The organism is Streptomyces sp. NPDC091272 (assembly GCF_044757485.1).
Taxonomy (GTDB): Bacteria; Actinomycetota; Actinomycetes; order Streptomycetales; family Streptomycetaceae; genus Streptomyces.
The window spans coordinates 568,588-595,089 of the sequence record NZ_JBIVVC010000002.1; the positions used below are offsets into that span (position 1 = coordinate 568,588).

26 protein-coding genes are annotated in these 26,502 nt (G+C 72.2%); 15 read left to right on the forward strand and 11 right to left on the reverse strand.

Annotated features, from left to right (window positions below):
- Window positions 1-148: 148 nt before the first annotated feature.
- Entirely contained in the window at window positions 149-832 is a 684-nt protein-coding gene (locus tag ACIQM4_RS07345) for a TetR/AcrR family transcriptional regulator (RefSeq protein ID WP_401587256.1), read from the forward strand.
- Window positions 833-841: 9 nt separating this feature from the next.
- On the opposite strand, the gene ACIQM4_RS07350 is transcribed toward ACIQM4_RS07345, so the two are convergent.
- Both ACIQM4_RS07350 and ACIQM4_RS07355 read right to left on the reverse strand, forming a co-directional pair.
- Window positions 842-1,822, reverse strand: a complete 981-nt coding sequence (locus tag ACIQM4_RS07350; protein ID WP_401587259.1) for a DeoR/GlpR family DNA-binding transcription regulator — start codon at window positions 1,820-1,822, stop codon at window positions 842-844.
- A 148-nt stretch (window positions 1,823-1,970) separates the two neighbouring features.
- Complete coding sequence (locus ACIQM4_RS07355) at window positions 1,971-3,407, reverse strand: NAD(P)H-quinone dehydrogenase (protein WP_401587261.1); 1,437 nt, start codon at window positions 3,405-3,407, stop codon at window positions 1,971-1,973.
- A gap of 254 nt (window positions 3,408-3,661) precedes the next feature.
- Between ACIQM4_RS07355 and ACIQM4_RS07360 the strand changes: the two genes are divergently transcribed.
- The 4 genes from ACIQM4_RS07360 (at window position 3,662) to ACIQM4_RS07375 (ending at window position 8,896) form a co-directional block, all read left to right on the forward strand.
- Window positions 3,662-4,099 carry a gamma-glutamylcyclotransferase gene (locus ACIQM4_RS07360; RefSeq protein WP_266659360.1) on the forward strand — a complete coding sequence of 146 codons (438 nt, stop codon included), beginning with the start codon at window positions 3,662-3,664 and terminating at the stop codon, window positions 4,097-4,099.
- Window positions 4,100-4,288: 189 nt separating this feature from the next.
- Entirely contained in the window at window positions 4,289-5,098 is an 810-nt protein-coding gene (locus ACIQM4_RS07365; protein WP_401587264.1) for a purine-nucleoside phosphorylase, read from the forward strand.
- A 752-nt stretch (window positions 5,099-5,850) separates the two neighbouring features.
- Complete coding sequence (locus ACIQM4_RS07370) at window positions 5,851-7,533, forward strand: phospho-sugar mutase (protein ID WP_401587266.1); 1,683 nt, start codon at window positions 5,851-5,853, stop codon at window positions 7,531-7,533.
- Window positions 7,534-7,768: 235 nt separating this feature from the next.
- Complete coding sequence (locus tag ACIQM4_RS07375; protein WP_401587269.1) at window positions 7,769-8,896, forward strand: hypothetical protein; 1,128 nt, start codon at window positions 7,769-7,771, stop codon at window positions 8,894-8,896.
- Between the two features lie 56 nt (window positions 8,897-8,952).
- Here ACIQM4_RS07375 and ACIQM4_RS07380 read toward each other — a convergent pair whose 3' ends face one another.
- On the reverse strand, window positions 8,953-9,081 hold the full coding sequence (locus ACIQM4_RS07380; protein WP_401587272.1) for a hypothetical protein: 129 nt from the start codon (window positions 9,079-9,081) through the stop codon (window positions 8,953-8,955).
- Window positions 9,082-9,230: 149 nt separating this feature from the next.
- On the opposite strand from ACIQM4_RS07380, the gene ACIQM4_RS07385 reads away from it, so the two are divergent.
- Window positions 9,231-9,782 carry a Uma2 family endonuclease gene (locus ACIQM4_RS07385; RefSeq protein ID WP_401587275.1) on the forward strand — a complete coding sequence of 184 codons (552 nt, stop codon included), beginning with the start codon at window positions 9,231-9,233 and terminating at the stop codon, window positions 9,780-9,782.
- Between the two features lie 76 nt (window positions 9,783-9,858).
- On the opposite strand, the gene ACIQM4_RS07390 is transcribed toward ACIQM4_RS07385, so the two are convergent.
- Genes ACIQM4_RS07390 through deoC form a run of 3 tightly spaced genes read right to left on the reverse strand, consistent with a single transcriptional unit; the run spans window position 9,859 to window position 13,167 of the window.
- Entirely contained in the window at window positions 9,859-10,767 is a 909-nt protein-coding gene (locus ACIQM4_RS07390) for an aldehyde dehydrogenase family protein (protein ID WP_401587278.1), read from the reverse strand.
- Window positions 10,760-12,199, reverse strand: coding sequence for an aldehyde dehydrogenase family protein (locus tag ACIQM4_RS07395; RefSeq protein WP_401587280.1), 1,440 nt, complete (start codon window positions 12,197-12,199; stop codon window positions 10,760-10,762). The genes ACIQM4_RS07390 and ACIQM4_RS07395 overlap by 8 nt, the downstream gene beginning before the upstream one ends.
- A gap of 5 nt (window positions 12,200-12,204) precedes the next feature.
- Window positions 12,205-13,167, reverse strand: coding sequence for a deoxyribose-phosphate aldolase (gene deoC, locus ACIQM4_RS07400; protein WP_401587283.1), 963 nt, complete (start codon window positions 13,165-13,167; stop codon window positions 12,205-12,207).
- A 100-nt stretch (window positions 13,168-13,267) separates the two neighbouring features.
- On the opposite strand from deoC, the gene ACIQM4_RS07405 reads away from it, so the two are divergent.
- Window positions 13,268-13,948, forward strand: a complete 681-nt coding sequence (locus tag ACIQM4_RS07405) for a PH domain-containing protein (RefSeq protein WP_401587286.1) — start codon at window positions 13,268-13,270, stop codon at window positions 13,946-13,948.
- A 547-nt stretch (window positions 13,949-14,495) separates the two neighbouring features.
- Here the strand turns inward: ACIQM4_RS07405 and ACIQM4_RS07410 are convergent.
- Window positions 14,496-14,912, reverse strand: coding sequence for a hypothetical protein (locus tag ACIQM4_RS07410; RefSeq protein WP_401587288.1), 417 nt, complete (start codon window positions 14,910-14,912; stop codon window positions 14,496-14,498).
- Window positions 14,913-15,097: 185 nt separating this feature from the next.
- Between ACIQM4_RS07410 and ACIQM4_RS07415 the strand changes: the two genes are divergently transcribed.
- Entirely contained in the window at window positions 15,098-15,793 is a 696-nt protein-coding gene (locus ACIQM4_RS07415) for a uridine kinase (RefSeq protein WP_401587290.1), read from the forward strand.
- Window positions 15,794-16,215: 422 nt separating this feature from the next.
- Here ACIQM4_RS07415 and ACIQM4_RS07420 read toward each other — a convergent pair whose 3' ends face one another.
- Window positions 16,216-17,031, reverse strand: coding sequence for a SigE family RNA polymerase sigma factor (locus tag ACIQM4_RS07420; protein WP_401587292.1), 816 nt, complete (start codon window positions 17,029-17,031; stop codon window positions 16,216-16,218).
- A 205-nt stretch (window positions 17,032-17,236) separates the two neighbouring features.
- Here ACIQM4_RS07420 and afsQ1 point away from each other — a divergent pair, with 205 nt between their 5' ends.
- The 5 genes from afsQ1 to ACIQM4_RS07445 all read left to right on the forward strand — a co-directional run bounded on the left by afsQ1 (window position 17,237) and on the right by ACIQM4_RS07445 (window position 21,110).
- Complete coding sequence (gene afsQ1, locus ACIQM4_RS07425; RefSeq protein ID WP_189820919.1) at window positions 17,237-17,914, forward strand: two-component system response regulator AfsQ1; 678 nt, start codon at window positions 17,237-17,239, stop codon at window positions 17,912-17,914.
- The gene (locus tag ACIQM4_RS07430) at window positions 17,911-19,431 is read left to right on the forward strand and encodes an ATP-binding protein (protein ID WP_401587295.1); all 1,521 of its coding nucleotides are present in this window, start codon (window positions 17,911-17,913) and stop codon (window positions 19,429-19,431) included. Before afsQ1 ends, ACIQM4_RS07430 begins: the two co-directional genes overlap by 4 nt.
- Window positions 19,431-20,159, forward strand: a complete 729-nt coding sequence (locus tag ACIQM4_RS07435) for a hypothetical protein (protein ID WP_401587298.1) — start codon at window positions 19,431-19,433, stop codon at window positions 20,157-20,159. The genes ACIQM4_RS07430 and ACIQM4_RS07435 overlap by 1 nt, the downstream gene beginning before the upstream one ends.
- A 98-nt stretch (window positions 20,160-20,257) precedes the next feature.
- A complete protein-coding gene (locus ACIQM4_RS07440) occupies window positions 20,258-20,818 on the forward strand; it encodes a VanZ family protein (protein ID WP_401587301.1) in 561 nt (186 codons plus the stop codon).
- 91 nt (window positions 20,819-20,909) lie between these two features.
- Complete coding sequence (locus ACIQM4_RS07445) at window positions 20,910-21,110, forward strand: PspC domain-containing protein (RefSeq protein ID WP_401587303.1); 201 nt, start codon at window positions 20,910-20,912, stop codon at window positions 21,108-21,110.
- Window positions 21,111-21,241: 131 nt separating this feature from the next.
- Here the strand turns inward: ACIQM4_RS07445 and ACIQM4_RS07450 are convergent, their stop codons facing one another.
- Window positions 21,242-21,583 carry an ATP-binding protein gene (locus tag ACIQM4_RS07450; RefSeq protein WP_401587306.1) on the reverse strand — a complete coding sequence of 114 codons (342 nt, stop codon included), beginning with the start codon at window positions 21,581-21,583 and terminating at the stop codon, window positions 21,242-21,244.
- Between the two features lie 165 nt (window positions 21,584-21,748).
- Window positions 21,749-22,891: an adenosine deaminase gene (locus ACIQM4_RS07455; protein WP_401587308.1), complete on the reverse strand. Its 1,143-nt coding sequence runs from the start codon at window positions 22,889-22,891 to the stop codon at window positions 21,749-21,751.
- 102 nt (window positions 22,892-22,993) lie between these two features.
- Between ACIQM4_RS07455 and ACIQM4_RS07460 the strand changes: the two genes are divergently transcribed.
- Window positions 22,994-23,728 (forward strand): alpha/beta hydrolase, encoded by a 735-nt coding sequence (locus ACIQM4_RS07460; protein WP_401587311.1) that lies wholly within the window; start codon window positions 22,994-22,996, stop codon window positions 23,726-23,728.
- A gap of 500 nt (window positions 23,729-24,228) precedes the next feature.
- Window positions 24,229-25,332, forward strand: coding sequence for a calcium:proton antiporter (locus ACIQM4_RS07465; protein WP_401587314.1), 1,104 nt, complete (start codon window positions 24,229-24,231; stop codon window positions 25,330-25,332).
- A 130-nt stretch (window positions 25,333-25,462) separates the two neighbouring features.
- On the opposite strand, the gene ACIQM4_RS07470 is transcribed toward ACIQM4_RS07465, so the two are convergent.
- A complete protein-coding gene (locus ACIQM4_RS07470) occupies window positions 25,463-26,485 on the reverse strand; it encodes a LysR family transcriptional regulator (protein WP_401587317.1) in 1,023 nt (340 codons plus the stop codon).
- Window positions 26,486-26,502: the final 17 nt, after the last annotated feature.

The following is a 26,502-nucleotide window of genomic DNA, read 5'->3' on the forward strand; positions in this document are numbered from 1 at the left end:
CCTGGGCGTAGGTGGGGACTGTGCGGGCGCGTCGTGGCTGATCGCGCAGTTCCCCGCGCCCCTACGGGGGCGCGCCCCCCTGGGCGAGGGGCAGGCAGGTTGGGGCTGGGCGCGTGAGGGGCCCGGGGCCCAGTGGCATGCTGGGGGCATGGCGACCACCAGTCCCCCCACCGTCCCCGCTCCCCGCCCCGCGCGGGCCGCGCGGGCCATGCGGGCCGATGCCCGTCGTAACTACGACAGGCTGCTGGCCGAGGCCAGCGACGCGTTTGCCGCGCACGGCACGGATGCCTCGCTGGAGGAGGTCGCCCGCCGCGCAGGCGTCGGCATCGGCACCCTGTACCGGCACTTCCCCAGCCGCCACGCCCTGATGAGCGCGGTGTTCCAGGACGCCGTCGACGAACTTCTCTCCCGCGCCCAGGAGTTGGCCGAAGCCCCGGCACCCTGCGAGGCCCTGGTCGGCTGGCTGCGCGCCATCATCACCCATGCGAGTGAGTACCGGGGCCTGGCCCGCGCGCTCATGTCGGCGTCCGGCACCGACGCTGACACCGACACCAGCACCGGCACCGGCACCGACGCCGTCAAGAACACCGCCGCCTCGGCAATGTCCGCCTGCAGCATCCCGATGCGCGAGGCCGGCACGGTTCTGCTCGTACGCGCCCAGCATTCCGGCGCCGTACGGCCGGACGTGTCCATCCGGGACCTGATGCAGCTCACCAACGCGATCGCGCTGGCCGCCGAACAGTCCCCGGACGACCCGGAGCTGGCCGACCGGCTGCTCTCCCTCGCGGTACGAGGACTCCGCCCCCGTACCGACGAGACGTGCACCGGCTGAGGGCCGACGTCAGCGACGGCGCATATCGGCCACCCGGGCCCGCTCCCCGGACGACTGCGCCTGCTGCTCGGCGATCGAGGCCGCACTGCGCAACTGCGAACCGGGGCCGCCCGGGTGCTGCCTGCGCTGGCCGGGCAGTGGCATGTCCCGGCGGGGCTGCGGACGCCCCGTCGGGACGCCCTCACCCGCGGAGCCGGACGCTCCGGCCCCGGGTCCCGCGACGGTGATCTGCACGCCCTGGTCGGCGAGCGCCTGCAACTCCGTCGCGGCACGCTCGTCGTGGGGCGGCGGCTCGTCGGTGACGAGCCGGGTGATCACGTCGGTCGGCACCGTCTGGAACATGGTGTCGGTGCCGAGCTTGGTGTGGTCGGCGAGGACCACCACCTCGGCGGCGGCCTGCACCAGGGCCCGGTCGACGCTCGCGGAGAGCATGTTGGAGGTGGAGAGGCCTCGTTCGGCGGTGAGACCACTGCCGGACAGGAAGGCGCGGGTCACCCGCAGCCCCTGGAGGGACTGTTCGGCGCCGCTTCCCACCAGGGCGTAGTTGGAACCGCGCAGGGTTCCACCGGTCATGACGACTTCGACACGGTTGGCGTGCGCCAACGCCTGGGCGACCAGCAGGGAGTTGGTGACGACGGTCAGCCCGGGGACCCGGGCCAGCCGTCTCGCCAGCTCCTGCGTGGTCGTACCGGCGCCGACGACGATGGCCTCCCCCTCCTCCACGAGCCCCGCGGCGAGGTCGGCGATGGCCGTCTTCTCCGCGGTCGCGAGGTGGGATTTCTGCGGAAAGCCGGATTCACGGGTGAACCCGCCCGGCAGTACCGCACCGCCGTGCCGGCGGTCGAGGAGTCCTTCTGCCTCCAGCGCCCGCACGTCCCGCCGTACGGTCACTTCGGAGGTCTGGACGACGCGGGCGAGCTCACGGAGCGAAACCGCCCCGTTGGCCCGCACCATTTCGAGGATCAATTGACGACGTTCTGCAGCGAACACGAAACTGACAGTAACCTGACCGGCCGATAGTTTTCAGCAGTTTGCGCCGAATAACAGAAGTTGGTCGCAAACAGTACTCAGGAGTGGTATACGGCCCCGGCCGGTGGCGAGTTCACGCCCCGGCCGGGTGACTCCCGGGGCCGTGACGTCAGTTGTCGCCCGTCTTGCGCGTGTGCAGCTGGCGCGCCACCTCGGCGAGCGAACCCGACAGCGAGGGATAGACCGTGAACGCCTTCGCGATCTGCTCCACCGTCAGGCTGTTGTCGACGGCGATCGAGATCGGGTGGATCAGCTCGCTCGCGCGCGGCGCGACGACCACGCCGCCCACCACGATGCCCGTGCCGGGCCGGCAGAACAGCTTCACGAAGCCGTCCCTGATGCCCTGCATCTTGGCGCGCGGGTTGCGCAGCAGCGGCAGCTTGACGCCGCGGGCGTCGATCCGGCCCGCGTCGACGTCCGCCTGGGTGTAGCCGACGGTCGCGATCTCGGGGTCGGTGAAGACGTTGGAGGAGACCGTCTTGAGGTCCAGCGGGGCGACCGCGTCACCGAGGAAGTGGTACATGGCGATACGTCCCTGCATCGCCGCCACGGACGCGAGGGCGAAGACGCCGGTGACGTCTCCCGCCGCGTACACCCCGGGCGCCGAGGTCCTGGAGACCCGGTCGGTCCAGATGTGACCGCTGTCCTTGACCTTGACCCCGGCCTCCTCCAGGCCCATGCCCGCGGAGTTGGGGATGGCGCCGACGGCCATCAGGCAGTGCGACCCTGAGATGACGCGGCCGTCCGCGAGGGTGACCTCCACCCGGTCGCCGACGCGCTTGGCGGACGCGGCGCGCGAGCGCGCCATGACGTTCATGCCACGGCGGCGGAAGACGTCCTCAAGGACGGCGGCGGCGTCCGGGTCCTCGCCCGGCAGCACCCGGTCACGCGACGACACGAGCGTGACGCGCGAGCCCAGCGCCTGGTAGGCGCCCGCGAACTCGGCGCCGGTCACACCCGACCCGACCACGATCAGCTCCTCGGGGAGCTCGTCGAGGTCGTACACCTGGGTCCAGTTGAGGATCCGCTCGCCGTCCGGCTGGGCGTCCGGGATCTCCCGCGGGTGGCCGCCGGTGGCGATCAGCACGGCGTCGGCGGTCAGCCGCTCCTCGGTCCCGTCGGCGGCGGTCACGACCACGGTCCGCGAGCCGTCGTTGGCCTGCTGCCCCTCCAGCCGGCCCCGGCCGCGCAGCACGCGCGCACCGGCCCGGGTCACGGAGGCGGCGATGTCGTGCGACTGGGCGAGCGCGAGGCGCTTCACCCGCCGGTTGACCTTGCCCAGGTCCACGCCCACGACACGCGCGGACTGCTCCTCGGGCGGGGTGTCGTCGGCCACGAGGATGCCCAGCTCCTCGTACGAGGAGTCGAAGGTCGTCATCACCTCGGCCGTGGCGATCAGGGTCTTGGACGGTACGCAGTCGGTCAGCACCGACGCCCCGCCGAGTCCGTCGCAGTCGACGACGGTCACCTCTGCGCCGAGCTGGGTGCCCACCAGGGCCGCCTCGTACCCGCCGGGTCCGCCACCGATGATCACGATCCGGGTCACGAAAAGTCCGCCTCGCGTTCGCTTGAGCTGAGTCTGGGTCGTTCGCTTGGTGCGCTGCGACTGTGCCCGGCCCGTCCTGCCTGCCCCGGCCGGGGTTCCGGAGGATCGCCCCGGAGGAGTGCAGTACGTACTTCATTGTCCCGCACGCGGGCACGGGCTTCGCCCCGGGGCCCTCCATACGGGAACCGATCTCCGCCGGTACGAGATCCCTGCCGTCCGTACGGGATCGGCGGGCCTCCCGTACCCTCGGAGCCATGTCGCTCTACGCCGCGTACGCCGGCAACCTCGACGCGCGGCTGATGTCCCGCCGCGCACCGCACTCGCCGCTGCGCGGCACGGGCTGGCTCAACGACTGGAGGCTGACCTTCGGCGGCGAGCAGATGGGCTGGGAGGGCTCGCTCGCCACGGTGGTCGAGGCCCCGCGCTCCCAGGTCTTCGTGGCGCTGTACGACATCGCTCCGATGGACGAGGACTCCATGGACCGGTGGGAGGGTGTCGGCCTGGACATCTACCGCCGGATGCGGGTCCGGGTGCACACCCTGGACGGCGAGGAAGCCACCTGGATGTACGTGCTCAACGGGTACGAGGGAGGCCTGCCGTCCGCCCGCTACCTGGGTGAGATCGCGGACGCGGCCGAGTCGGCGGGCGCCCCGCACGACTATGTGATGGAACTCCGCAAGCGCCCCTGCTGAGCCTTCCGGGGGCCTTCCGGGGCCGCCCGGGGACCGTCCGGGGGCCGCCCGGGGGCCGCCCGGGGATCGTCCGGGGCGGGGTCCACGGCCGGCCCGTGGTGGGTTCGTCGCATCCTCCAAGGCAACAATCGCGTTGCCGTCCGCCGTGACATCTACGCGCGTAGGGCGGAAGCGGCTACCCTCTTCCGCGTGAACGCATCTGTTATTTCGGACCCCCAGGCCGCCGCCGACGCCGCGGCCGCTCGCCTGCGCGAGCTGACCGGCGCCGAGACCCATGACGTGGCCCTCGTAATGGGCTCCGGCTGGGCTCCCGCCGTCGACGCCCTCGGAGAGGCCGAGGCCGAGTTCCCGGTCACGGAACTGCCCGGCTTCCCGCCGCCCGCCGTCGAGGGTCACGGCGGCAAGGTCCGCTCGTACAAGATCGGCGACAAGCGCGCGCTGGTCTTCCTCGGGCGTACGCACTACTACGAGGGCCGCGGCGTGGCCGCCGTCGCGCACGGCGTCCGCACGGCCGTCGCCGCCGGCTGCAAGACCGTGGTCCTCACCAACGGCTGCGGCGGGCTGCGCGACGGCATGCGCCCCGGCCAGCCGGTCCTGATCAGCGACCACCTGAACCTGACGGCCGCGTCGCCGATCATCGGCGCGAACTTCGTCGACCTGACCGACCTCTACTCGCCGCGCCTGCGTGCCCTGTGCAAGGAGGTGGACGAGACCCTGGAGGAGGGCGTCTACGTCCAGTTCCCCGGCCCGCACTACGAGACCCCGGCCGAGATCAACATGGTCCGTGTCATGGGCGGCGACCTGGTGGGCATGTCCACCGTGCTGGAGGCCATCGCGGCGCGTGAGGCGGGGGCCGAGGTGCTCGGCATCTCCCTCGTCACCAACCTCGCGGCGGGCCTCTCGGGCGAGCCGCTGAACCACGAGGAGGTCCTCCAGGCGGGCCGCGACAGCGCGGCCCGGATGGGCAGCCTGCTGGCGCGGGTGCTGGAGCGGATCTAGCGGTTGGGGTCGCGGGGGGGGGGCGGCGGGGGGCGGGCGTCGCTTGTCGGCGTGCTCCCCGGCTGCCGCCACTCGGCCTGCCGCCGCCTGGCTGCTGCTCCCGGTTGTTCGGGTCTCCCGGACGGACGGAGGTGTCCGGTGGCTTGCTCCTCCCGGAGGGGGTGGGCGGGTGGTACGTGCGGGTGTGTGGGGGGCTGGTCGCGCAGTTCCCCGCGCCCCTGAGGAGCGCCCGCTTCGGGGCTGCTTCCGGGGCACCTGGCCCGTCCGGCGTTTGAGGACGCGCGGCGAAGCCGTGCACGGGGCCGAGGCCCCGGCCCGGCGGGCCACGCATCATCCGCCCTGCGGCGAGCAGTCTCGGGAAGGGGCGGGTAGGGGAATCCCGCCGCAGGCGAACCCGCACCACCCCCGTCCCGCACACAGCCCACCCGACACCACACCAGCTGCACCGCCCCGCAACGCACGCTCCACCCCGCAAAACGCACCGCCCCCCCCCGGCCCCGTCCCGCAGCGCAACGAACCGCACCGCACCGCATCGCCCGGGCCCGCACCGCACCGCAACGCACCACCCCGCAACGAACCGCCCCGCACCGCACCACCCGGCAACGAACCCCCGCGCCCCGCACCACCCCGCACCGCACAGCTCCACCCCGCAGCGTCACGCCGCGCACCGCACAACCCCGCAGCGTCACGCCGCGCACCGCACAACCCCGCAGCGCACCGCCCCCGCCCCCTCTCACCCCGAAAGGCGATCCGTGCCTCAGGAACCGGCCCTCCAGGACCCCACCCTCCTCGCCCGTGCCAGCGCCTGGCTCGCCGAGGACCCTGACCCCGAGACCCGCGAGGAGCTCGCCAAGCTCATCGAGGCCGAAGCCACCGCCGAGCTCGCGGAGCGCTTCTCCGGCACCCTCCAGTTCGGCACCGCCGGTCTCCGTGGCGAGCTCGGCGCCGGGCCGATGCGGATGAACCGCGCCGTCGTCATCCGCGCCGCCGCCGGCCTCGCCGCGTACCTCGCGAAGCAGCCGGGGCACCCGCGCTCGACCGACGACCTGGTCGTCATCGGCTACGACGCGCGCCACAAGTCCGCCGACTTCGCCCGTGACACGGCGGCGGTCATGACGGGCGCGGGCCTGCGCGCCGTCGTGCTCCCGCGCCCCCTCCCCACCCCGGTGCTCGCCTTCGCCATAAGGCACCTGGGCGCGGTCGCCGGCGTCGAGGTCACGGCCAGCCACAACCCGCCGCGCGACAACGGCTACAAGGTCTACCTGGGTGACGGCTCGCAGATCGTGCCGCCCGCCGACGCCGAGATCGCCGCCGAGATCGACGCGATCACCGCGCTCGCGGACGTACCGCGCCCCGAGGACGGCTGGACGGTCCTCGACGAGGAGGTCCTGGAGGCCTACCTCGCCCGTACGGACGCGGTCCTGACCCCGGGCTCCCCCCGTACCGCGCAGACCGTCTACACGGCCATGCACGGCGTCGGCAAGGACGTCCTGCTCGCCGCGTTCGCCCGCGCGGGCTTCCCCGCCCCGGCCCTGGTCGCCGAGCAGGCCGAGCCCGACCCGGACTTCCCGACGGTCGCCTTCCCCAACCCGGAGGAGCCGGGCGCGATGGACCTGGCGTTCGCGACGGCCCGCCGCACCGTCCCGGCCCCCGACCTGATCATCGCCAACGACCCGGACGCGGACCGCTGCGCGGTGGCGGTGCCGACGCCCGAAGGGGACTGGCGGATGCTCCGCGGCGACGAGGTCGGCGCGCTCCTCGCCGCCCACATCGCCCGCAAGGGCGGCCTCTCCCCCGACGCGGTCTTCGCGGAGTCGATCGTCTCCTCCTCGCTCCTCGGCCGCATCGCCGCACACGCGGGCGTCGGCTACCAGGAGACCCTCACGGGCTTCAAGTGGATCGCCCGCGTCGACAACCTCCGTTACGGGTACGAGGAGGCCCTCGGTTACTGCGTGGACCCCGAGGGCGTCCGCGACAAGGACGGCATCACCGCCGCCCTGGCCGTCACCGAGCTCGCCTCCGCGCTCAAGGCGGAGAACCGCACCCTGCTCGACCTGCTCGACGAGCTGGCCCTCACCCACGGTCTGCACGCCACGGACCAGCTCTCCGTCCGCGTCGAGGACCTGAGCGTGATCGCCGACGCGATGGCCCGCCTCCGTGCGACCCCTCCGGTCCAGCTGGCCGGCCTGCCGGTGACCTCCGCCGAGGACCTCACCCAGGGCACGGCCGCCCTTCCCCCGACGGACGGCCTGCGCTACCACCTGACGGGCGCCCGGGTGATCGTCCGCCCGTCCGGCACAGAGCCCAAGCTCAAGTGCTACCTGGAGGTGGTCGTCCCGGTCACGGACGCGTCCGCCCTCCCGGCGGCGCGCGCGACGGCCGCCGAAACCCTGGCCGCCATCAAGCGCGACCTGTCGGCGGCAGCAGGCATCTGACCCTGCCCCGCGAGATCAGCGGTGCGGCCCCGGAACCCTTTCGGTCCCGGGGCCGCACCGCGTCCACACACCGCGTCCCCGCACCGCGTCCACGCACCGCGCCCACGCCGAACAGGCCCTCCGCCGTCGCGCACTCACCTCCGCTCACCCAGCGAACGGCTGTGCGATCATGCAGAGGCGCCAGGCCCTGGGGAGGGGCCGGGGACAGCAGTGGACCACGGGTGGGGAGAACGGCGTGAGCGCGGGCGCTGGGCAGGACGGTTCGCCGTCCCTGTCCGACGAGGACTGGGAGCGGTTCCTGCGGGAGTCGGAGGCGGGGGCACCGGACGCCCCCAAGGAGCCGTCGGCGCGGGCCCGGATGGTGACGCGGCGGCTGCGCGAGGAGCCGGCGCGGGACACCGCGTGGCGTGCGCACACGCCGGCCCGTCGTGGGCGGCGCGGGTCGGGCTGGTTCGTCGCCGGGCTGCTGGTGGCGCTGGCCCTGGTGGTCGTCGCACTGGTGCCGGGGCTGCTGCCCGGATGGCTGGGCGGCGCGGGTGCGGCCTCGGGTCCGTTCGCTGCGGACCCGGTACGTCCGGACGCTGCGTCGTCCGCCCAGGCTGCCCAACGCCCCACCCTGGACGAGCCGTTCAGGGGCTCGCCCGCCACCCTGTGGGACGACGGCACGGCCGGGATCCCCGTACCGGAGGCCAGGGCGACCGGGTGGATGGGCAAGGCACAGGTGGCGGCCGCTCTCGCCCGCACACGGGACTTCCTCGCCGCGTCCAGCCTGGACAGTGCGGTGCTGCGGGGTGCGCGCCCCACGGAGGCGATCGCCCTGATCAACCCCCAACAGCAGGACACTCAGGAGTACTTGACGCGCTCACTGCGCACCCCGACCGAGGAGCAGGACCCGCTCTTGCTCTTCAGCCGGTTCGACCCTGCGCACACGCGGCTCGTCGGCGATGTGATCAAGACGCGGGGCGGGATGACGTTCCGGGAGGGCGAACACGGCGCCCTCCAGGTCTCCACCGACGTCACGTACGTGTACCCGGTGGTGCGGGCGGCGGCCGGCAGCACGGAGGTCGCCCGTACGATCGTGCGCCGCGAGATCGTCGTGAACTGGGACGACCCCTCGAAGGTACGCACCGAGAAGGGCACCCTCTCGCTCGTCTCGTACAAGGTCGACATGACGAACGGCGGCTGCCGCACGGGGAACGACCCCCACACCGGCTACTTCACCCCGGACCTCACCGCCGACCGGCAGACCGAGGGCCCCACCGACAGCTCAAGGGTCGACCCCTACGACCGCGACAGGCCGATGAGCGACCTGATGGGCGACGAGAGCACGGACAAGGGCTGCAGGACCGCGACCCGGACCTGAATCCCGGAACGTGCCGGCCGGATCGCCCGTGCCGGCGGGACCCGTACAGCCAGGGACTACTTCCGGCCCTTGAGCTTGTGGACCACGAAGATCACGGCCGCCACGATCAGGACCAGGAAGAGGAACAGATCCAGCAGGACCGTGACCAGCTTCCCCGTCCCTCCGGAACTCTCCGCCGCCGTCATGGCTCCCGAGTACCCGTGAGTGCTGGGCCGAACCCCCGACGCCCGGTGCGGCATCCCTGAGGAGGAGAAGGAGGCGGCGGACCACCAGGTCGTCATCCCTGCCCCAGCCGTGCGCCGTATCCTGACGGCATACGGGAAGGAGCCCGGCCATGAGCCTCGACTCGATCGCTCGCGCCACGTTCCCCGAGGGACACGTGGTCTTCTTCGGTATTGACGGAAAGATTATCTTGACGCCGCAGAGCTATGAGCACTCCAGCACGATCAAGTCGATGCAGTACGACACCGTGGTGTCCCTCGGCCGTCACGCAAAGACTCCCTCGGACGTCTACATCGACTTCCCGGCGGACGAGAACTCGGCTCCCGACCTGGCGATTCTTCGTGAGGACGCACGACGCGAAGGCAAGCGCCACACGTTCGAGGACGTGCTGCTGATCTCCGAGGTCGTCTCCGTTTCGTCGGCCCGTAAGGATTACGACGACTGCACGGCGAAGTACGGCCGGTACGGCATTCCCGTCTACTTGATCGTGGATCCCTACGCAGCCGAGGCGGTCCTCCACACCGAACCCACCGGCAACGGTTACGGCACCAGCCGGGTGCACTCCTACGGGACCGGAAAACTTCCCATCCCGCTCGCCGACGGCCGCACGTTCGTCCTCGATCTCGACGAGCTTCCCCTGCCGGAGGCGGACTCCGGCCGGTAGTCCTGCGGCCCGTCGCCCGCGGGGGCGGGTGGCGGGCCGCAGGACTGCCCGGTCCAGCTGGTTCGGGTCGGGCGGGTCAGTACGCCGAGCCCGACGCTCCCAGCGAGCCCGTCGGGTGCCAGACCGTCTTGGTCTCCAGGAAGGCGGTCAGGCGGTCCGTGCCCTGGGGGGCCGTCCAGTCCGGCGAGGCGGACGGGCGCAGGACGCGCTTGAGGTTGTCGGCCGCGGCGATCTCCAGGTCGCGGGCCAGGTCGGTGGCCGCGCCCGCTCCCGTGAGGTCGATCGCGTTGACGTCCTGGTGGGCGGCGAGGGAGGGGGCGATCTCCGAGGCCTTGCCGGTCAGGATGTTGACGACGCCGCCGGGGAGGTCGGAGGTGGCCAGCACCTCGCCCAGCGAGAGGGCGGGGAGCGGGGACTTCTCCGAGGCGATGACGACGGCCGTGTTGCCCGTCGCGATCACCGGGGCGATCGTCGAGATCAGCCCGAGGAAGGAGGACTCCTGGGGCGCCAGGACCGCGACCACGCCCGTCGGCTCCGGGGTGGAGAGGTTGAAGTACGGGCCCGCCACCGGGTTCCCGCCGCCCGCGATCTGGGCGATCTTGTCGGTCCAGCCCGCGTACCAGACCCAGCGGTCGACCGCCGCGTCGACGACGGCCGCCGCCTTGGACTTCGAGAGGCCCTCGGCGTCGGCGACCTCGCGCACGAACTGGTCGCGGCGGCCCTCCAGCATCTCCGCGACGCGGTAGAGGACCTGGCCGCGGTTGTACGCGGTCGCGCCAGCCCAGCCGCCGAACGCCTTGCGCGCCGCGACGACCGCGTCACGGGCGTCCTTGCGCGAGGCGAGGGGGGCGTTGGCCAGCCAGTTGTTCTTCGCGTCCTGCACCTCGTACACCCGGCCGCTCTCGGAACGCGGGAACTTGCCCCCCACGTACAGCTTGTAGGTCTTGAGGACGCTCAGTCGCGCCACAGTTGAGGTCTCAGACATCGAGGTACGCCTCCAGGCCGTGACGGCCGCCCTCGCGGCCGTAACCCGACTCCTTGTAGCCGCCGAAGGGCGACGTGGGGTCGAACTTGTTGAATGTGTTGGCCCAGACGACGCCCGCCCGGAGCTTGTTGGCGACCGCGAGGATGCGCGAGCCCTTCTCCGTCCAGATGCCGGCGGAGAGGCCGTACTGGGTGTTGTTGGCCTTGGCCACGGCCTCGTCCGGGGTGCGGAAGGACAGGACCGAGAGGACCGGGCCGAAGATCTCGTCGCGCGCGACCGTGTGCGCCTGGGTGACGTTCGTGAAGAGCGTGGGCGCGAACCAGTAGCCGGAGGAGGGGAGTTCGCACGGGGCGGACCAGCGCTCGGCGCCCTCCGCCTCGCCCGTGTCGGCCACCGCCTTGATCCGGGCCAGCTGCTCGGCGGAGTTGATCGCGCCGATGTCGGTGTTCTTGTCGAGCGGGTCGCCCAGGCGCAGGGTGGAGAGGCGGCGCTTGAGGGCGTCGAGCAGCTCGTCCTGGACCGACTCCTGGACGAGGAGGCGCGAGCCCGCGCAGCAGACCTGGCCCTGGTTGAAGAAGATGCCGGTGACGATGCCCTCGACGGCCTGGTCGATCGGGGCGTCGTCGAAGACGATGTTCGCGCCCTTGCCGCCCAGTTCGAGGGTGACCTTCTTCGAGGTGCCCGCCACCGAGCGGGCGATGGCCTTGCCGACGGCGGTGGAGCCGGTGAAGGCGACCTTGTTGACGTCCGGGTGGTTGACCAGGGCGGAGCCCGTCTCGCCGTACCCGGGAAGGATGTTGACGACACCGCGCGGCAGACCCGCCTGGCGGCAGATGTCCGCGAAGAACAGCGCCGACAGCGGGGTGGTCTCGGCGGGCTTCAGGACGACCGTGTTGCCGGTGGCGAGCGCCGGGGCGATCTTCCAGGCCAGCATCAGGAGCGGGAAGTTCCAGGGGATGACCTGGCCCGCGACACCGAGGGGGCGGGGGTTGGCGCCGTAGCCCGCGTGGTCGAGCTTGTCCGCCCAGCCCGCGTAGTAGAAGAAGTGCGCGGCGACCAGGGGGAGGTCGGCGTCCCGCGTCTCCTTGATCGGCTTGCCGTTGTCGAGCGTTTCGAGAACGGCGAGTTCGCGCGAGCGCTCCTGGATGATGCGGGCGATGCGGAAGAGGTACTTGGCGCGCTCGGCGCCCGGCAGTGCCGACCACGTGCCGAAGGCCTTGCGGGCCGCCCGCACCGCACGGTCCACGTCCTCCTGGCCCGCGAGGGCCACCTCGGACAGGACCTCCTCGGTGGACGGGGACACGGTCTTGAAGACCTTGCCGTCCGCGGCCTCGGTGAACTCACCGTCGATGAAGAGGCCGTACGAGGGCGCGATGTCGACGACCGCACGCGACTCCGGCGCGGGTGCGTACTCGAAAGGGGTACCAGTCATGCGGATCAGTCCACCGTCACGTAGTCGGGGCCGGAGTAGCGGCCCGTGCTGAGCTTCTGCCGCTGCATCAGCAGGTCGTTGAGCAGGCTGGAGGCGCCGAAGCGGAACCAGTGGTTGTCCAGCCAGTCCTCGCCCACGGTCTCGTTGACCAGCACCAGGAACTTGATCGCGTCCTTGGTGGAGCGGATGCCGCCGGCCGGCTTCACGCCGATCTGCACGCCGGTCTGCGCACGGTAGTCCCGTACGGCTTCCAGCATCAGGAGCGTGTTGGGCGGGGTGGCGTTGACCGCGACCTTGCCCGTGGAGGTCTTGATGAAGTCCGCGCCGGCCAGCATGCCGAGCCAGGAGGCGCGACGGATGTTGTCGTACGTGGACAGTTCGCCGGTCTCGAAGATCACCTTGAGGCGGGCCTTGTCCCCGCACTCCGCCTTCACGGCGACGATCTCCTCGTAGACCTTGAGGTAGTGCCCGGCGAGGAAGGCCCCCCGGTCGATCACCATGTCGATCTCGTCCGCGCCCGCGGCGACGGCGTCACGCACGTCCGCCAGCTTGACGGGGAGGGCGGCGCGGCCGGCCGGGAAGGCGGTGGCCACGGAAGCCACCTTGATCCCGGTCCCGGCAAGTGCCTCCTTGGCGGTGGCCGCCATGTCCGGGTAGACGCAGATCGCGGCGACCCTGGGGGTCGTACGGTCGGTGGGGTCCGGATGGGCGCCCTTGGCGCACAGCGCCCGGACCTTGCCGGGGGTGTCCGCGCCTTCGAGCGTGGTCAGGTCGATCATCGAGATGGCCAGGTCGATGGCGTACGCCTTGGCCGTGGTCTTGATCGAGCGCGTGCCGAGCGCGGCGGCGCGGGCCTCCAGGCCGACGGCGTCGACGCCGGGCAGCCCGTGCAGGAAGCGGCGCAGTGCGCTGTCGGACGCGGTCGCGTCGACAAATGCGGATGCGGGAGCGGATGCAGAGGTGGGCATGGTCACCACTGGAGCATATCTACGCGCGTAGCGGCCTGTACACCCCGGGGGACGACCGGCCTGCGCGGGGGCGAAATCCGCGTCAGGCAGAATCGGCCCCATGACAAGCACAGGCCCCACTTCCTCCTCGGGCTCCTCGGGCACCTCGGGCTCATCCGGCTCCGGCGGGCCGACGGTTTACGCCGACCGCGTCTTCCGTAACGGCGCCAACGTCTTCTGGGGCTGTCTGATGCTCGCGATCTGTGCCTGGCTCGGCATCGACGCGGTGCGCAAGGGCGAGGCCATGACCGCCTGGAAGGTGCTGGCCGGGCTGCTGTTCGTGGTCCCGCTGGTGGTGGCCTTCATGCTGCGGCCCGCGGTGTACGCGGGCGCGGACCGCCTCCGGATCCGCAACCCGTTCCGTACGGTCGTGCTGCCCTGGGCGTCGGTCGGGGCGATCCGTACCGGTTACTCCAGCGAGGTCCTCAGCAACGGCGGTACGAAGTACCAGATGTGGGCCGTGCCGGTGTCGCTGCGGCAGCGCAAGAAGGCCGTCCGCAACCAGTCGCGGGCGGCGGCGGCGGACGACCCGAGGTCGAGCCGCACCGCGTTCGGCCGGCCGTCGACGGACCGGCCCCAGGTGGCCGCGAGCGACCAGATCGTACGGGACCTCCAGAACCTGGCCGAGACGTCGTCCACCAGGCCGGGCGCACAGGGTGAGCCGTCGGTCCGATGGGCGTACGAGATCCTCGTGCCGTGCGGGGTGGGCCTCGTGACACTGATCGTGCTGCTCGCACGCTGAGGCACGGGGACCGCGCGCCCGGCCACGACGCGCCCGCACATTCCGCTCCCTCGGACGGAGCGCCCCCATAGGGGCGCGGGGAACTGCGCGCCCAGCCCCCACCCACCCGCACGAAGTGAGACGGCCCCTCCAGGGGCGCGGGGAACTGCGCGCCCAGCCACGACGCGCCCGCACACTCCACCCCCTCGCCGAGGGGGCGCCCCATAGGGGCGCGGGGAACTGCGCGACCAGCCACGACGCGCCCGCGCGAAGGAAACGCACCCCGCAAGGTCAGCCCGACGAAGAGGGTGCGCTCCGCGCGAGGGGCCGCCCCCTTGCCCACCCGTCCCGCCCCCGGGGGGGCGGCCCCGCTGCCCAAGAGGGCTGGGGGTGGGGAGGGAGTGGGGGAATGGGCGCCCCGCCGCCCAAGAGGGCTGGGGTGGAGTGCGGAGGGAAAGGACCGGCCCCGTCGTCCAAGCAGGCCGGGGGCGGGCCCGCTGCCCAAGGGGGCTGAGGTTGGGAGGGAGTGGGGTCAGGGGGACGCTCGGCCTCCTGAGCGGTCAAGCTCTCAGCCGGGGAGGATGTTCGTGATCGCGCCCGCCACCGGAAGATCCTTCAGGGCCGCGCCCTCGGTGAGCGGTGCCGTCGCCGCCCCCGTACTGATCGGCTTGAAGTCGGCGATCTGCGTGCCGACCGTGTTGCTCAGCGGGTCGGCGGCCGTGCCCGCCAGCGGGTCGAGCCGCAGGTTCTGCACCGGGGCGAGTCCGCCCGCCGCCGCGCGCCCGACGGCGCCCAGCAGCACCTCGCCCGGGGTGGTGGTGACCTCTTCGAGGGCGGTACCGACTCCGGGCACCGGGGCGGCAGGGGCCCCGGCCGCCTGGGCCGCGCCCGCGCCGGCCGCCAGTGCGGCGCCGACCGCCGTCACCGTCAGGCCGGCGCGGAACAGGCCGCGGCTCGGGGTCTTGGGGGCTACGTGACGTGCCATGAAGTGCTACCCATCTGCGTCATGGAGCATGGATCGGATTATCGTCATCGGGTGATCGAGGGTGTACGCAGCGTAGTTGAAGGGGTCGGGCCGGGACGAACAGCCTCGCCCGGGACGAACACGAAGCGGCTTGGAGTGACCCTGGGGAAGACCCGGGCGGGGTCCATGCCGCACACTTGTCTCCCGTGAGCTCTCCTTCCGTACGCGCCCGCGTCGTCCTCCTCGCAGGCCCCTCCGGCTCCGGCAAGTCGTCCCTCGCCGCACGCGCCCAGCTGCCCGTGCTGCGTCTCGACGACTTCTACAAGGAGGGCAACGACCCGACCCTCCCGCAGGTGCCGGGCAGTACGGACATCGACTGGGACTCGCCGTTGTCCTGGGACGCGGACGTGGCGGTCGCCGCGGTCGAGCAGCTGTGCAGGACCGGGCGCACGACTGTTCCCGTGTACGACCTCGCCACCAGCTCACGGGTGGACGAGGAGGCGCTCGACATCGAGCGCACGCCCCTGTTCGTGGCCGAGGGGATCTTCGCGGCGGACATCGTGTCGCGGTGCCGGGAGTTGGGCCTGCTGGCGGACGCCCTGTGCCTGCGAGGGCGCCCCTTCACCACGTTCAGGCGACGGCTGCTGCGCGACCTGCGCGAGGGCCGGAAGTCGGTGCCCTTCCTGCTGCGGCGGGGGTGGCGGCTGATGCGCGCCGAACGCGGCATCGTGGCACGGCAGGTGGCGCTGGGTGCGTACGCCTGCGCCAAGGACGAGGCGCTGGGCAGGCTGGCCGCCGCGGCGGCGGGCCGCTGCCCCGGGGCCGCGCGGACGGTGGTACGGCCTTCGCCCGCAACCACCGCCGCAACCACCGCCGCACCGGCCACGGAACCGGCTCTCTGAGCGACGCGACGCAAGCCGGAAGCCGGAAGTCGGAAGCCGGAAGCGTAGACGTGAGCCGGCCGCTGAACCCGACCGCTGAACCACGAGCCGGCGGCAGAACCGGGCCGCACACGAAAGTCGCACACGAAAACGGGACCCCGCCGGCCCCCCGGCCGACGTGGTCCCGTCCCGTGTTTCCCCCCGCGACTCCCCCGAGTCCCAGGTTCCCCCCGTGGGGCGACTCCCCCGAGCCCCCAGGTTCCCCCCGCGGATCCCCCCGGATCCCCGGCCCCCCGACCCTCCTGCCCTGGGCCCCCCGGCCCCTGGCTCTCACTGGGTCCCCCCGGATCCTCCCCTCACCGCCGTCTCCCCCGAAACAGCGGTCCCCGTCCCCCCGTTGCCCGTGGCCGACCGGTTGACCGGCCGCGGGCGCCCCCTGCCCCTCAGGCGACCAGTTCGCCGAAGGACTCCTCCTCGTCACGGCCGAAGCTGAGGACCTCGTCCTCGCGCAGCCGGCGCAGGGAGCGCCAGATGCTGGACTTCACCGTGCCGACACTGATGCCGAGGATGTCCGCGATCTCCGGATCGGTGCGGCCCTCGTAGTAGCGCAGGACGAGCATCGTGCGCTGGAGTTCGGGGAGCCTGGCCAGGGCCTGCCACAGGACCGCGCGCAGTTCCGTGCCGCGCATGGCGTCCGTGTCGCCGACCGTCTCCGGCAGCTCCTCCGTCGGGTACTCGTTCAGCTTGCGGCGGCGCCACGCGCTGATGTGCAGGTTGGTCATGGTGCGGCGGAGGTAGCCCCCGACCGCCGCCTTGTCACTGATCCTGTCCCAGGCGCGGTACGTCGAGAAGAGGGCGCTCTGCAGCAGGTCCTCCGCCTCGAAGCGGTCCCCGGTCAGGTGGTAGGCGGTCGCGTACAGGGAGGCGCGGCGCTCCTGGACGTAGGCGGTGAATTCCGCCTCCGCCGCAGTCGCGTGCGACCGCTCCCCCGAGCCCTCCCCGTACGCCACCGGCGGTGCCACGGGCGCTCCCCCGAGCGTCCCCGCGGCGACTTCGCCGTTCCCCCCGGTGTTCCCCCCACCGGGCCCCCCCGGCACGTCCACGACCGTCATGTACTGGCTGTACGACGACGACCTCTGACGCCCGACTCCGCGACCGCACCCCCGTGCGGTCACTGCTCCGGACTTCTCGATGTTCCGCACGACGTCGTGGAGACGCGTGACAACTGCGCTTGAGTTGGTGCTGTGCAGTGCGTTCATCTCGCGCCCCCCGTCGGTGGAATCCGTAGCGTGCCGTGTGCCAACGAGACTGCCCGAGCAGTTTCATCACGAGGTCCGGCGACTGTCACAGAGCTGTCACAGGGCACCTCCCGGGGGGTGTCACACCGGACGTGACGGCAGGTCGGATCGGATGGGAGCGCTCCAACTGTCGAACTCGTACGCCCCCATGGGCCAGAATGGCCGGGTGCCATTCCTGTTGCTGATCGAGGACGACGACGCCATCCGTACGGCGCTTGAGCTGTCACTCACGCGTCAAGGGCACCGTGTTGCCACGGCAGCCACGGGTGAGGACGGACTGAAACTGCTGCGCGAACAGCGGCCTGATCTGATCGTGCTGGATGTGATGCTGCCCGGGATCGACGGATTCGAGGTGTGCAGACGCATCAGACGCACCGATCAGCTGCCGATCATCCTGCTGACGGCCAGGAGCGACGACATCGACGTCGTGGTCGGTCTGGAGTCGGGGGCCGACGACTACGTCGTCAAACCCGTGCAGGGCCGGGTGCTCGACGCCCGGATCAGGGCCGTGCTGCGCCGTGGTGAGCGGGAGGCCAACGACGCGGCCTCGTTCGGCTCGCTGGTGATCGACCGCTCGGCGATGACCGTGACGAAGAACGGTGAGGACCTCCAGCTCACCCCCACCGAGCTCCGGCTGCTCCTGGAGCTCAGCCGACGACCGGGACAGGCGCTGTCCCGGCAGCAGTTGCTGCGGCTGGTGTGGGAGCACGACTATCTGGGCGACTCCCGGCTGGTGGACGCCTGTGTGCAGCGGCTGCGGGCGAAGGTCGAGGACGTCCCCTCGTCGCCGACGCTGATCCGTACGGTCCGTGGTGTGGGCTACCGGCTGGACACGCCTTCGTGAGTACGGTCGCCAAGCGTGCCCTGCTCGCGGGGCTGCGCTGGACCAGTCTGCGGCTGCGGCTCGTGGTGGTGTTCGCCCTGGTGGCGCTGACCGCTGCCGTCTCGGTGGCGGGGATCGCGTACTGGCTCAACCGTGAGGCCGTGCTGACCCGCACCCAGGACAGCGCGCTCAACGACTTCCGGCAGGCCATGCAGAGCCGGGTCGCCACCCTGCCGCTGCAACCCACCCAGACCGAACTCCAGAGCGCCGCCGAGCAGATGTCCGCGACCAGCGCCAGCCCCGGCTACAGCGTGCTCCTGGTGGACAGCCGCGACGGCGGCAAGCCCGTCGTCGGCTACTCCGACCTGGACGCCTTCACCCTCGACGACGTACCGCCGAAGCTGCGGGAGCAGGTGAACCGGGAGCAGCCGGTCACCTCGGGGAACGCGCATCCGTACCACCTGTTCTGGGTACGGGCGAACCTGCGCGGCACGCCGTACCTGGTGGGCGGGGCCAAGGTGATCGGGGGCGGGGCGACCGGGTACATGCTGACCTCGCTCAAGCAGGAGCGGGACGATCTGAACTCGCTGGCCTGGTCGTTGGGGATCGCGACCGGGCTCGCACTGCTGGGTTCCGCGCTGCTGGCGCAGGCCGCCGCCACGACCGTGCTGAAACCGGTGCAGCGGCTGGGGGACGCGGCGCGGCGCCTCGGTGAGGGGAAGCTGGAGACCCGGCTGCGGGTGTCGGGGACCGATGAACTCGCGGATCTCTCCCGTACGTTCAACAGGACAGCGGCCCAACTGGAGAAGAAGGTCGCGGACATGAGCGCGCGGGAGGAGGCGAGCCGCCGGTTCGTGGCCGACATGTCGCACGAGCTGCGGACCCCGCTGACCGCGATCACCGCCGTCGCCGAGGTCCTTGAGGACGAGGCGGACAGCCTCGACCCCATGATCGCGCCCGCCGTGCACCTGGTGGTCAGCGAGACGCGGCGGCTGAACGACCTGGTCGAGAATCTGATGGAGGTCACCCGGTTCGACGCGGGGACCGCCCGTCTGGTGCTGGACGACGTGGACGTCGTCGACCAGGTGACCGCCTGTCTCGACGCACGGGCCTGGCTGGACGCGGTCGAGCTGGACGCGACGCGCGGGCTGATGGTGCGGCTGGACCCTCGACGCCTCGACGTGATCCTGGCGAACCTGGTGGGCAACGCGCTCAAGCACGGCGGTTCGCCGGTCGGGGTGTCCGTACGGGCGGACGACGGCGAGCTGGTGATCGAGGTACGGGACCACGGCCCCGGCATCCCGGACGACGTCCTGCCGCACGTCTTCGACCGGTTCTACAAGGCGAGCGCGTCCCGGCCCCGCTCGGAGGGCAGCGGGCTCGGCCTCTCGATCGCCATGGAGAACACACTCATCCACGGGGGCGGCATCACGGCCGCCAACTCGCCTGACGGCGGCGCCGTGTTCACCCTGCGGCTGCCCCGGGACCTGGAGCCCGAGGAGCAGAGCGACGACGGCCAGGTACGGGGGCAGAGCTGATGGCAGCGAGGGTACGCAGGGGTGCGGGACTCGTGGGCGCCGCGCTCGCCGTCGTCGCGGCCACCGCCGGGTGCGGCATCCGTACCACCCAGGTGCCCGTCGACGCGGGGGCCGCGCCGTCCCGGGTGTCCTGCGACGCACCGGCGAAGTCGGCCGGGGACCGGTCGCAGGCGGGCTCCACGGTGCGGGTGTACCTGGTGTGCGGCGCGGGGCTGGTGTCCGTGCCGCGCGCGGTGGCGGTGCCCGAGGAGACCATGGCGGCGGACCGGATGCGGGCCGCCCAGGCGCTGCTGGACGAGCTCCAGCGGGAGCCGTCGGACGAGGAGGAGCGGGCCGGGTTCAGCACCGACGTGCGCGGTTCACTGACCGTTTCGGGGCCCCGGGCGGGGGACCCGCCGGGGACGCTGCGGCTCAGCCGGCCCCCCGCCGACCTGCCCACGCACGCGCTGGCCCAGATCGTCTGTACGTATTCGGGGAGCGCGGCGGACGACGGCGTCGGCTCGGTGGAGCTGGGCGGGCCCTCGGAGGACCCGCCAGGGAGGTACCGCTGCACGGCGGCGCTGAAGGCGCGCCCGGAGGCGGTGCCGACGGTGACCGACGCACCTCGGACGCCGACGGTGACCGACGCACCTCGGACGCCGACCGTGACCGGGGGACCGCGGACGCCGTCCGTGACCGACGCAGCTCGGACGCCGACCGTGGCCGACGCACCTCCGACGACTGGATGACTCGTAAACAAACCTTTTCCGGGGTCCGGATCGAACCTTTCCGGTCCTCTTGTCCCGGCCGGGGAACCGATCCGAGTGGCCGCCGCGTCTTGTGGGGCGTGCGTCCAGGTCTGAGCGGCAGTGCCGTCATCCGCTTCCGCGTGACGGGGAGTCTTCTCCTCCTCGCGCATCTGCTGTTCGTTGCATGGGTGAGTCTGCGCCCCCTCGACGACGTGCTGTGGGTGACCGCCCCCAATCTCCGGCCGCTGGCCGGCATCCGGGCGGACCTGGCACTGGGGCCCGTGGAGGCGGCCCGCCGGATCGGCGAGGGGCTGCTGCTGCTCGCGCCGCTGGGGGTGCTGCTGCCGATGGCGGGCGGCCGGCTGCGGGTGGCCCCGTTCGTCTCCCTCGTACGCACCGTGATGGCCGGGGTCCTGCTGTCGCTCGGCATCGAGCTCTGGCAGACCGGGGTGCCTGGGCAGGTCGTGGACGTGGACGCGGTCCTGCTGAACGCCGTGGGGGTCGCCCTGGCCCACCTGGTCGTCGTACCGCTGACACGGGCGCGGCTGCGGCGCAGGTGGGAGGGGAGTCGTACTCGGGTAGGGGGTGCGACCCCGAGCGAGGAGGAGGCGGGGCCGGGGATGACCCCGAGGATTTCCAGGGTCGGGGTCGCCCCGTAGAGCGATGCCCCTACCGGGCCCCGGGGGCAGTATTGAGTACATCGGGAGCCGACGAGGAGCTCCCCCACTTGAGCTCGCGAAGGAGCCCGCCATGACCGCACTTGTCCGCCCCCGCGACGGCCGTGTGATCGGCGGAGTGTGCGCAGCGCTGGCCCGGCGCTTCGGCACCTCCGCGACCACGATGCGCGTGATCTTCCTGGCCTCCTGCCTGCTGCCGGGGCCGCAGTTCCTGATCTACCTGGGCCTGTGGATCTTCCTGCCGGCCGAGCGGACCTCGAAGACCGCCTGGTAGCCGCGTCGGGGCCGGGGGCCTGGGGCCCAGAGCAGGGGGCCCGTACCGACCGTATGACCGTACGAAGAAGGGGCGCACCTCCCACGTGGAGGTGCGCCCCTTCGCCTGTCCACTTCGTGGACTACGGCAGATCAGCCACCGAGGCCGGGGACCGCACCGGTGGGCAGGCCGCCGAGGAGACCGCTGACCGGGTCCTGGCCCTCGCCGGCGGGCGAGAGGGCCGTCGGGGCGGTGGCGGCGCTCATGCCGAGCGCGTCCGTGCCCGCCTTCAGGGCCTCGGGGCCGCCGGGGGGCAGCATCTCCCCGACCTGTCCGAGCGGCAGGGCGCCGGTCACGGTGCCGGTGACGGTGCCCAGCACGTTGGCGGCGTCCGGGAGGGCGACCGGGGCGGCGGTGGCGGAGCCGGCCGCAGCGGCGACGAAGACGGCGCCGAGAGCGGCGGCACCGAGGGACTTGCCAGCAGACTGCTTCATGGAAACTACGTCCTCAGAAATGGGGGAGTGAGCGGCTCTGCAAGCTAGTCAGACCCGTCCACGCCCCGCAAACACCACCGGCCGACGGGGTGTTGAGTTTCCCCGCCGGCCGTGCGGCATCCGGCAGAGGACGCCCTCAGCGGAATAACCGCTGGTCAAAGCCGCTCAGTGGAACAGCCACTCCGACTTCAGCTCGGCATAACCGGGCTTGATCACCTCGCTGATCATGGCGAGACGTTCATCGAAAGGAATGAAGGCGCTCTTCATCGCATTGACCGTGGTCCACAGCATGTCGTCGAGCGTGTAGCCGAACGCACCGATCAGGTGCTCGAATTCGCGACTCATGCTGGTGCCGGACATCAGGCGGTTGTCGGTGTTCACGGTGACCCGGAACTGGAGCCTGCGCAGCAGTCCGAAGGGGTGCTCGGCGTACGAGGCGGCCGCACCGGTCTGGAGGTTGGAGGTGGGGCACATCTCCAGCGGGATGCGCTTGTCCCGTACGTAGGCGGCGAGGCGGCCCAGCTTCACGGAGCCGTCCTTCTCGTCGACCTCGATGTCGTCGATGATGCGGACGCCGTGGCCGAGGCGGTCGGCGCCGCACCACTGCAGGGCCTGCCAGATGGACGGAAGTCCGAAGGCCTCGCCCGCGTGGATCGTGAAGTGGTTGTTCTCGCGCTTGAGGTACTCGAAGGCGTCGAGGTGGCGGGTGGGCGGGAAGCCCGCCTCCGCGCCGGCGATGTCGAAGCCGACGACGCCCAGGTCGCGGTAGCGGTTGGCGAGTTCGGCGATCTCCAGGGCGCGGGCGGCGTGCCGCATCGCGGTGAGGAGGGCGCCGACACGGATCCGGTGGCCGTTCTCGCGGGCCCGCTTCTCGCCCTCGCGGAATCCGTCGTTGACCGCTTCGACGACCTCTTCCAGCGAGAGCCCCTTTTCGAGGTGCTGCTCGGGGGCGTAACGGATCTCGGCGTAGACGACGCCGTCCTCGGCGAGGTCCTCGGCGCACTCCGCGGCGACCCGGAAGAGGGCTTCGCGGGTCTGCATGACGCCACACGTGTGCGCGAAGGTCTCCAGGTAGCGCTCCAGCGAACCGGAGTCGGCCGCCTCGCGGAACCAGACGCCGAGCTTGTCGGCGTCGGTCTCGGGGAGGTTCTCGTAACCGCTCTCGCGGGCGAGGTCGACGATCGTGCCGGGGCGCAGGCCGCCGTCGAGGTGGTCGTGCAGCAGCACCTTCGGCGCGCGGCGGATCTGGTCCACCGTGGGCGTGTTGAGCGGCTGTCCCGGGTTCTGCTTCGTGGTCTGGCTCGTCATTGAGGCACTGTAGCCCCTACGCGCGTAGATCGGGCCGGTCGATACGTAACAGTGACCGTGCGGGAGGGTGGCGCCCCCTTGGGGTTCTGAGACTGTTCTGTCATGACACAGCAAGTCGAGCCGGGCCCGACCGCCCGACTGGGGCGGGCCGTTGGGGCGAGCGGCGCGGTGGCGGGCGTCGTACTCGTCCTGCCCCCCGGAGAACCGGAGTCCGCACGCGGCCCTTCCGCGCTGGCCCACGCGTCGGTGCGCCCGCTCACCCGGGGGCTGGCCGGCGCGGGGGGTGCCGAGGGTCTCGTCGCCCATGTCGTCCGCTACCGGGGGCGCGGCTGGAACGGGGACGCGGCGCGGCTCGCGGCGGACGCGCAGTGGGCGGTGACGGAGGCCGTCCGGCGGTACGGGGACGTGCCGGTGTGCCTGGCCGGGGTCGGCATGGGCGGCCGGGCCGCGCTGCGGGCGGCGGGCGCGACGGCGGTCAACTCGGTTGTGGCGCAGGCACCTTGGCTTCCCGAGGGGACGGAGGACCCGGTGCGGCAGCTGGCCGGACGGCGGGTGCTGATCGTGCACGGCACCGACGACGAACGGGCGGACCCCGAAATGTCGTTCCGGCTGGCGGCGCGCGCGAAGAAGTCGAACCGGGACGTGTGCAGGTTCGAGGTGCACTCGGACGGGCACGGGATGCGGCAGCACCGGGCGGAGGTACGGGCCCTCTCGGTGGACTTCGTCCTGGGCTCCCTCTTCGACCGGCCCTATGCGCGCCCCCTGGCGGACGCGTTCGCGGCACCGCCGCCGCTGGGCCTCCGCATGCCCTTAGCCACAGGCTTCGGCAGGGGCTAGCCCCCTACGCCCTGGGCGGCGGGACCGCCCTTCTCCTCCCTACTCCCCCAGCCCCCTGGGCGGCGGGACCGCCCCTCGCTCCCCGCCGCTCCCTACTCCCCCAGCCCCCTTGGGCACCGGGGCTGTCCTCACCCCAGCCCCCTTGGGCAGCGGGGCCGCCCCCCGGGGGCGGGACGGGTGGGCAAGGGGGCGGCCCCCACGCGGAGCGCGCCCTCTCGCTCCGGCCCGGCCTCGCGTCCGGCCCGTGCCCGGGGCCCCGTACCCGGCCCCGCGCCCGCGTCCGCGCGGCCATGTGGGCCGCTTCGCGGGTTCGGCCCCTCCCCACCCCTTCCCGAAACCGCTCGCCGCGGGGCGGGTGGGGGCTGAGGTTCGGGGCTCCGCCCCGTGCCCGGCTGCGCCGCGCGTCCTCAAACGCCGGACGGGCTGAAGTGCCGGCCCGCCCCCTCACCCCCGCCCCGGCGAAGATGCCGCACCCCCACCCCTCTGCCACCCTCAGTGGCATGAGCACCAGCGTGGATCGTGTCAGGCTCACCCACTGGGCCACCCTCGTGCCCGTTCTCGCCGTCGTGCTGCTCGGGTTCTCCTGGGGGCGGGAGATGCCCGGGGCCGTGGTGGCGCTGCTGGCGTGTTTCCTCGGTGGGGCCGTGCTCGCCGCCGTGCACCACGCGGAGGTGGTCGCGCACCGGGTGGGTGAACCGTTCGGGTCGCTCGTGCTGGCCGTCGCCGTGACGATCATCGAGGTCGCCCTGATCGTCACCCTCATGGCCGACGGCGGTGACAAGAGCGCGTCCCTGGCCCGTGACACCGTCTTCGCCGCCGTCATGATCACGACGAACGGAATCGTCGGCATCTCCCTGCTGGTCGGCTCGCTCAAGCGGCGGGTGGCCGTGTTCAACCCGGAGGGTTCGGTGGCCGCCTTCGGGGCGATCGCCACGCTGGCCGGGCTCAGCCTCGCGCTGCCGACGTTCACGACGAGCACCCCCGAGGCCGAGTTCACGCCGACCCAGCTCGTCTTCGCGGCCGTGGCCGCCGTGTTCCTGTACGGAATGTTCGTCGTGACGCAGACCGTCAGGCACCGGGACTACTTCCTGCCGGTCACCCAGCAGGGCAAGGTCATCGACGAGGACGAGCACGCCGACCCGCCGCCGGCGAAGGTCGCTCTGATCAGCCTGGCGCTGCTCGCCGTCTCGTTGGTCGCGGTGGTCGGTCTGGCGAAGGGGGTGTCGCCGACCATCGAGGCCGGGGTGGACGCCGCCGGACTGCCCGCGTCCGTCGTCGGTGTGGTCATCGCGCTGCTCGTGCTGCTGCCGGAGAGCATCGCGGCCGTACGGGCGGCCAGGCGGGACCGGGTACAGACCAGTCTGAACCTGGGGCTGGGTTCGGCCATGGCCAGTATCGGGCTGACGATCCCGGCCGTGGCGCTGGCGTCCGTGTGGATGGAGGGGCCACTGCTGCTGGGGCTCGGGGCGACGCACATGGTGCTGCTGGCGCTGACCGTGGCGGTCGGCACACTGACCTTCGTACCGGGGCGGGCGACCCCGTTGCAGGGCGGTGTGCACCTGTCACTGTTCGCGGCGTACCTGGTGCTGGCGGTCAGCCCGTAGCGGTCCGGAGCCCGATGGCGGCGGTCAGCCCGTAGCGGGCCGGAGCCCGATGGCGGCGGTCAGCCCGTAGCGGTCCGGAGCCTGGTACTGGCGGTCCGCCCGTAGCGGTCCGGGAGCCAGGTGCCGGCGGTCAGCCCGTAGCGTCCGGAGCCTCGTCCCGAGGGGCGCGTGTCCCCTGTTCCCGTACGTCCAGCAGCGCCGTCTGCGGAAGGATGTGGCCGCGGCGGGCGAGCAGGAAGCGTTTGAAGGCGGCGACCGGGGGTGTGTCCGGGTGGCCGTCCAGCCAGGCCACCCCGATCTCGCGGGCCGCGCGCGGGGCCGTCACGGTCAGTTCCACGACACCCGGGCGGGCCACCGCGGGCGGCGGCAGCAGTGCGACGCCGAGCCCCGCCGCGACCAGGCCGCGGAGGGTCTCCGCCTCCTCCCCCTCGAAGGCGACCTTGGGCTTGAAGCCCGCCTCCGCGCACAGGTCGTCGGTGATGCGGCGCAGTCCGTAGCCGGGTTCCAGGGTGACGAAGGTTTCCTCGGCGGCCTCGGCGAGACGGACCCTTTTGCGGGTGGCCAGGCGGTGGTCGTCCGGCACGACCAGCCGCAGGCGCTGCTCGTCGAGGCGGCGGGCGACCAGGTCGGGAGCCTCGGGGACGGGCGAGGTGAGGCAGAGGTCGAGGTCCCCGGCGCGCAGGCGCTCCAGCATCGCCTCGCCGTAGTTCTGGATCAGCTGGAAGCGGATGTGCGGGTGGTCGGCGCGGAAGGCCCGGATCAGGGCGGGGACGGTCTCCGAGCCCATCGTGTGCAGGAAACCGAAGGCGATCCTGCCGGTGGTGGGGTCGGCGTCCGCCCTGACCAGCTCGGCGGCCTTCTCGACCTCGGCGAGGGCGCGTTCGACGGCGGTCAGGAACGCGCGGCCCGCGGGGGTGAGCGAGACGGTGCGGCCCTTGCGCGCGAAGAGGCCGACGTCCAGGTCGTGTTCGAGGCGGACCATCGCGCGCGAGAGCGTCGACTGGGGGACGCCCAGCTCCTGCGCGGCCCGGGTCACGTGCTCGTGCCGGGCCACCGCGGCGAACTGGGCGAGGCGCGGCGCGAGCACCTGGGAGATGTCTTCTTCGTAACTGCCCGGTGACAGCCGACGCTGTGAGCTTTGCTTATGCAGCATGGGATGGATTATCGCTG

Bases quoted from the DNA above. Each gene is read 5' to 3' on its own strand.
- ACIQM4_RS07445 (WP_401587303.1), top strand. From the start codon at position 20,910: ATGACCGCACTTGTCCGCCCCCGCGACGGCCGTGTGATCGGCGGAGTG.
- ACIQM4_RS07455 (WP_401587308.1), bottom strand. From the start codon at position 22,891: ATGACGAGCCAGACCACGAAGCAGAACCCGGGACAGCCGCTCAACACG.
- ACIQM4_RS07380 (WP_401587272.1), bottom strand. From the start codon at position 9,081: ATGACGGCGGCGGAGAGTTCCGGAGGGACGGGGAAGCTGGTCACGGTC.
- ACIQM4_RS07435 (WP_401587298.1), top strand. From the start codon at position 19,431: ATGGCAGCGAGGGTACGCAGGGGTGCGGGACTCGTGGGCGCCGCGCTC.
- ACIQM4_RS07405 (WP_401587286.1), top strand. From the start codon at position 13,268: ATGACAAGCACAGGCCCCACTTCCTCCTCGGGCTCCTCGGGCACCTCG.
- ACIQM4_RS07385 (WP_401587275.1), top strand. From the start codon at position 9,231: ATGAGCCTCGACTCGATCGCTCGCGCCACGTTCCCCGAGGGACACGTG.
- ACIQM4_RS07360 (WP_266659360.1), top strand. From the start codon at position 3,662: ATGTCGCTCTACGCCGCGTACGCCGGCAACCTCGACGCGCGGCTGATG.
- ACIQM4_RS07465 (WP_401587314.1), top strand. From the start codon at position 24,229: ATGAGCACCAGCGTGGATCGTGTCAGGCTCACCCACTGGGCCACCCTC.
- ACIQM4_RS07470 (WP_401587317.1), bottom strand. From the start codon at position 26,485: ATGCTGCATAAGCAAAGCTCACAGCGTCGGCTGTCACCGGGCAGTTAC.
- ACIQM4_RS07450 (WP_401587306.1), bottom strand. From the start codon at position 21,583: ATGAAGCAGTCTGCTGGCAAGTCCCTCGGTGCCGCCGCTCTCGGCGCC.
- ACIQM4_RS07420 (WP_401587292.1), bottom strand. From the start codon at position 17,031: ATGAACGCACTGCACAGCACCAACTCAAGCGCAGTTGTCACGCGTCTC.
- ACIQM4_RS07410 (WP_401587288.1), bottom strand. From the start codon at position 14,912: ATGGCACGTCACGTAGCCCCCAAGACCCCGAGCCGCGGCCTGTTCCGC.
- ACIQM4_RS07395 (WP_401587280.1), bottom strand. From the start codon at position 12,199: ATGACTGGTACCCCTTTCGAGTACGCACCCGCGCCGGAGTCGCGTGCG.
- ACIQM4_RS07390 (WP_401587278.1), bottom strand. From the start codon at position 10,767: ATGTCTGAGACCTCAACTGTGGCGCGACTGAGCGTCCTCAAGACCTAC.
- ACIQM4_RS07345 (WP_401587256.1), top strand. From the start codon at position 149: ATGGCGACCACCAGTCCCCCCACCGTCCCCGCTCCCCGCCCCGCGCGG.
- ACIQM4_RS07460 (WP_401587311.1), top strand. From the start codon at position 22,994: ATGACACAGCAAGTCGAGCCGGGCCCGACCGCCCGACTGGGGCGGGCC.
- deoC (WP_401587283.1), bottom strand. From the start codon at position 13,167: ATGCCCACCTCTGCATCCGCTCCCGCATCCGCATTTGTCGACGCGACC.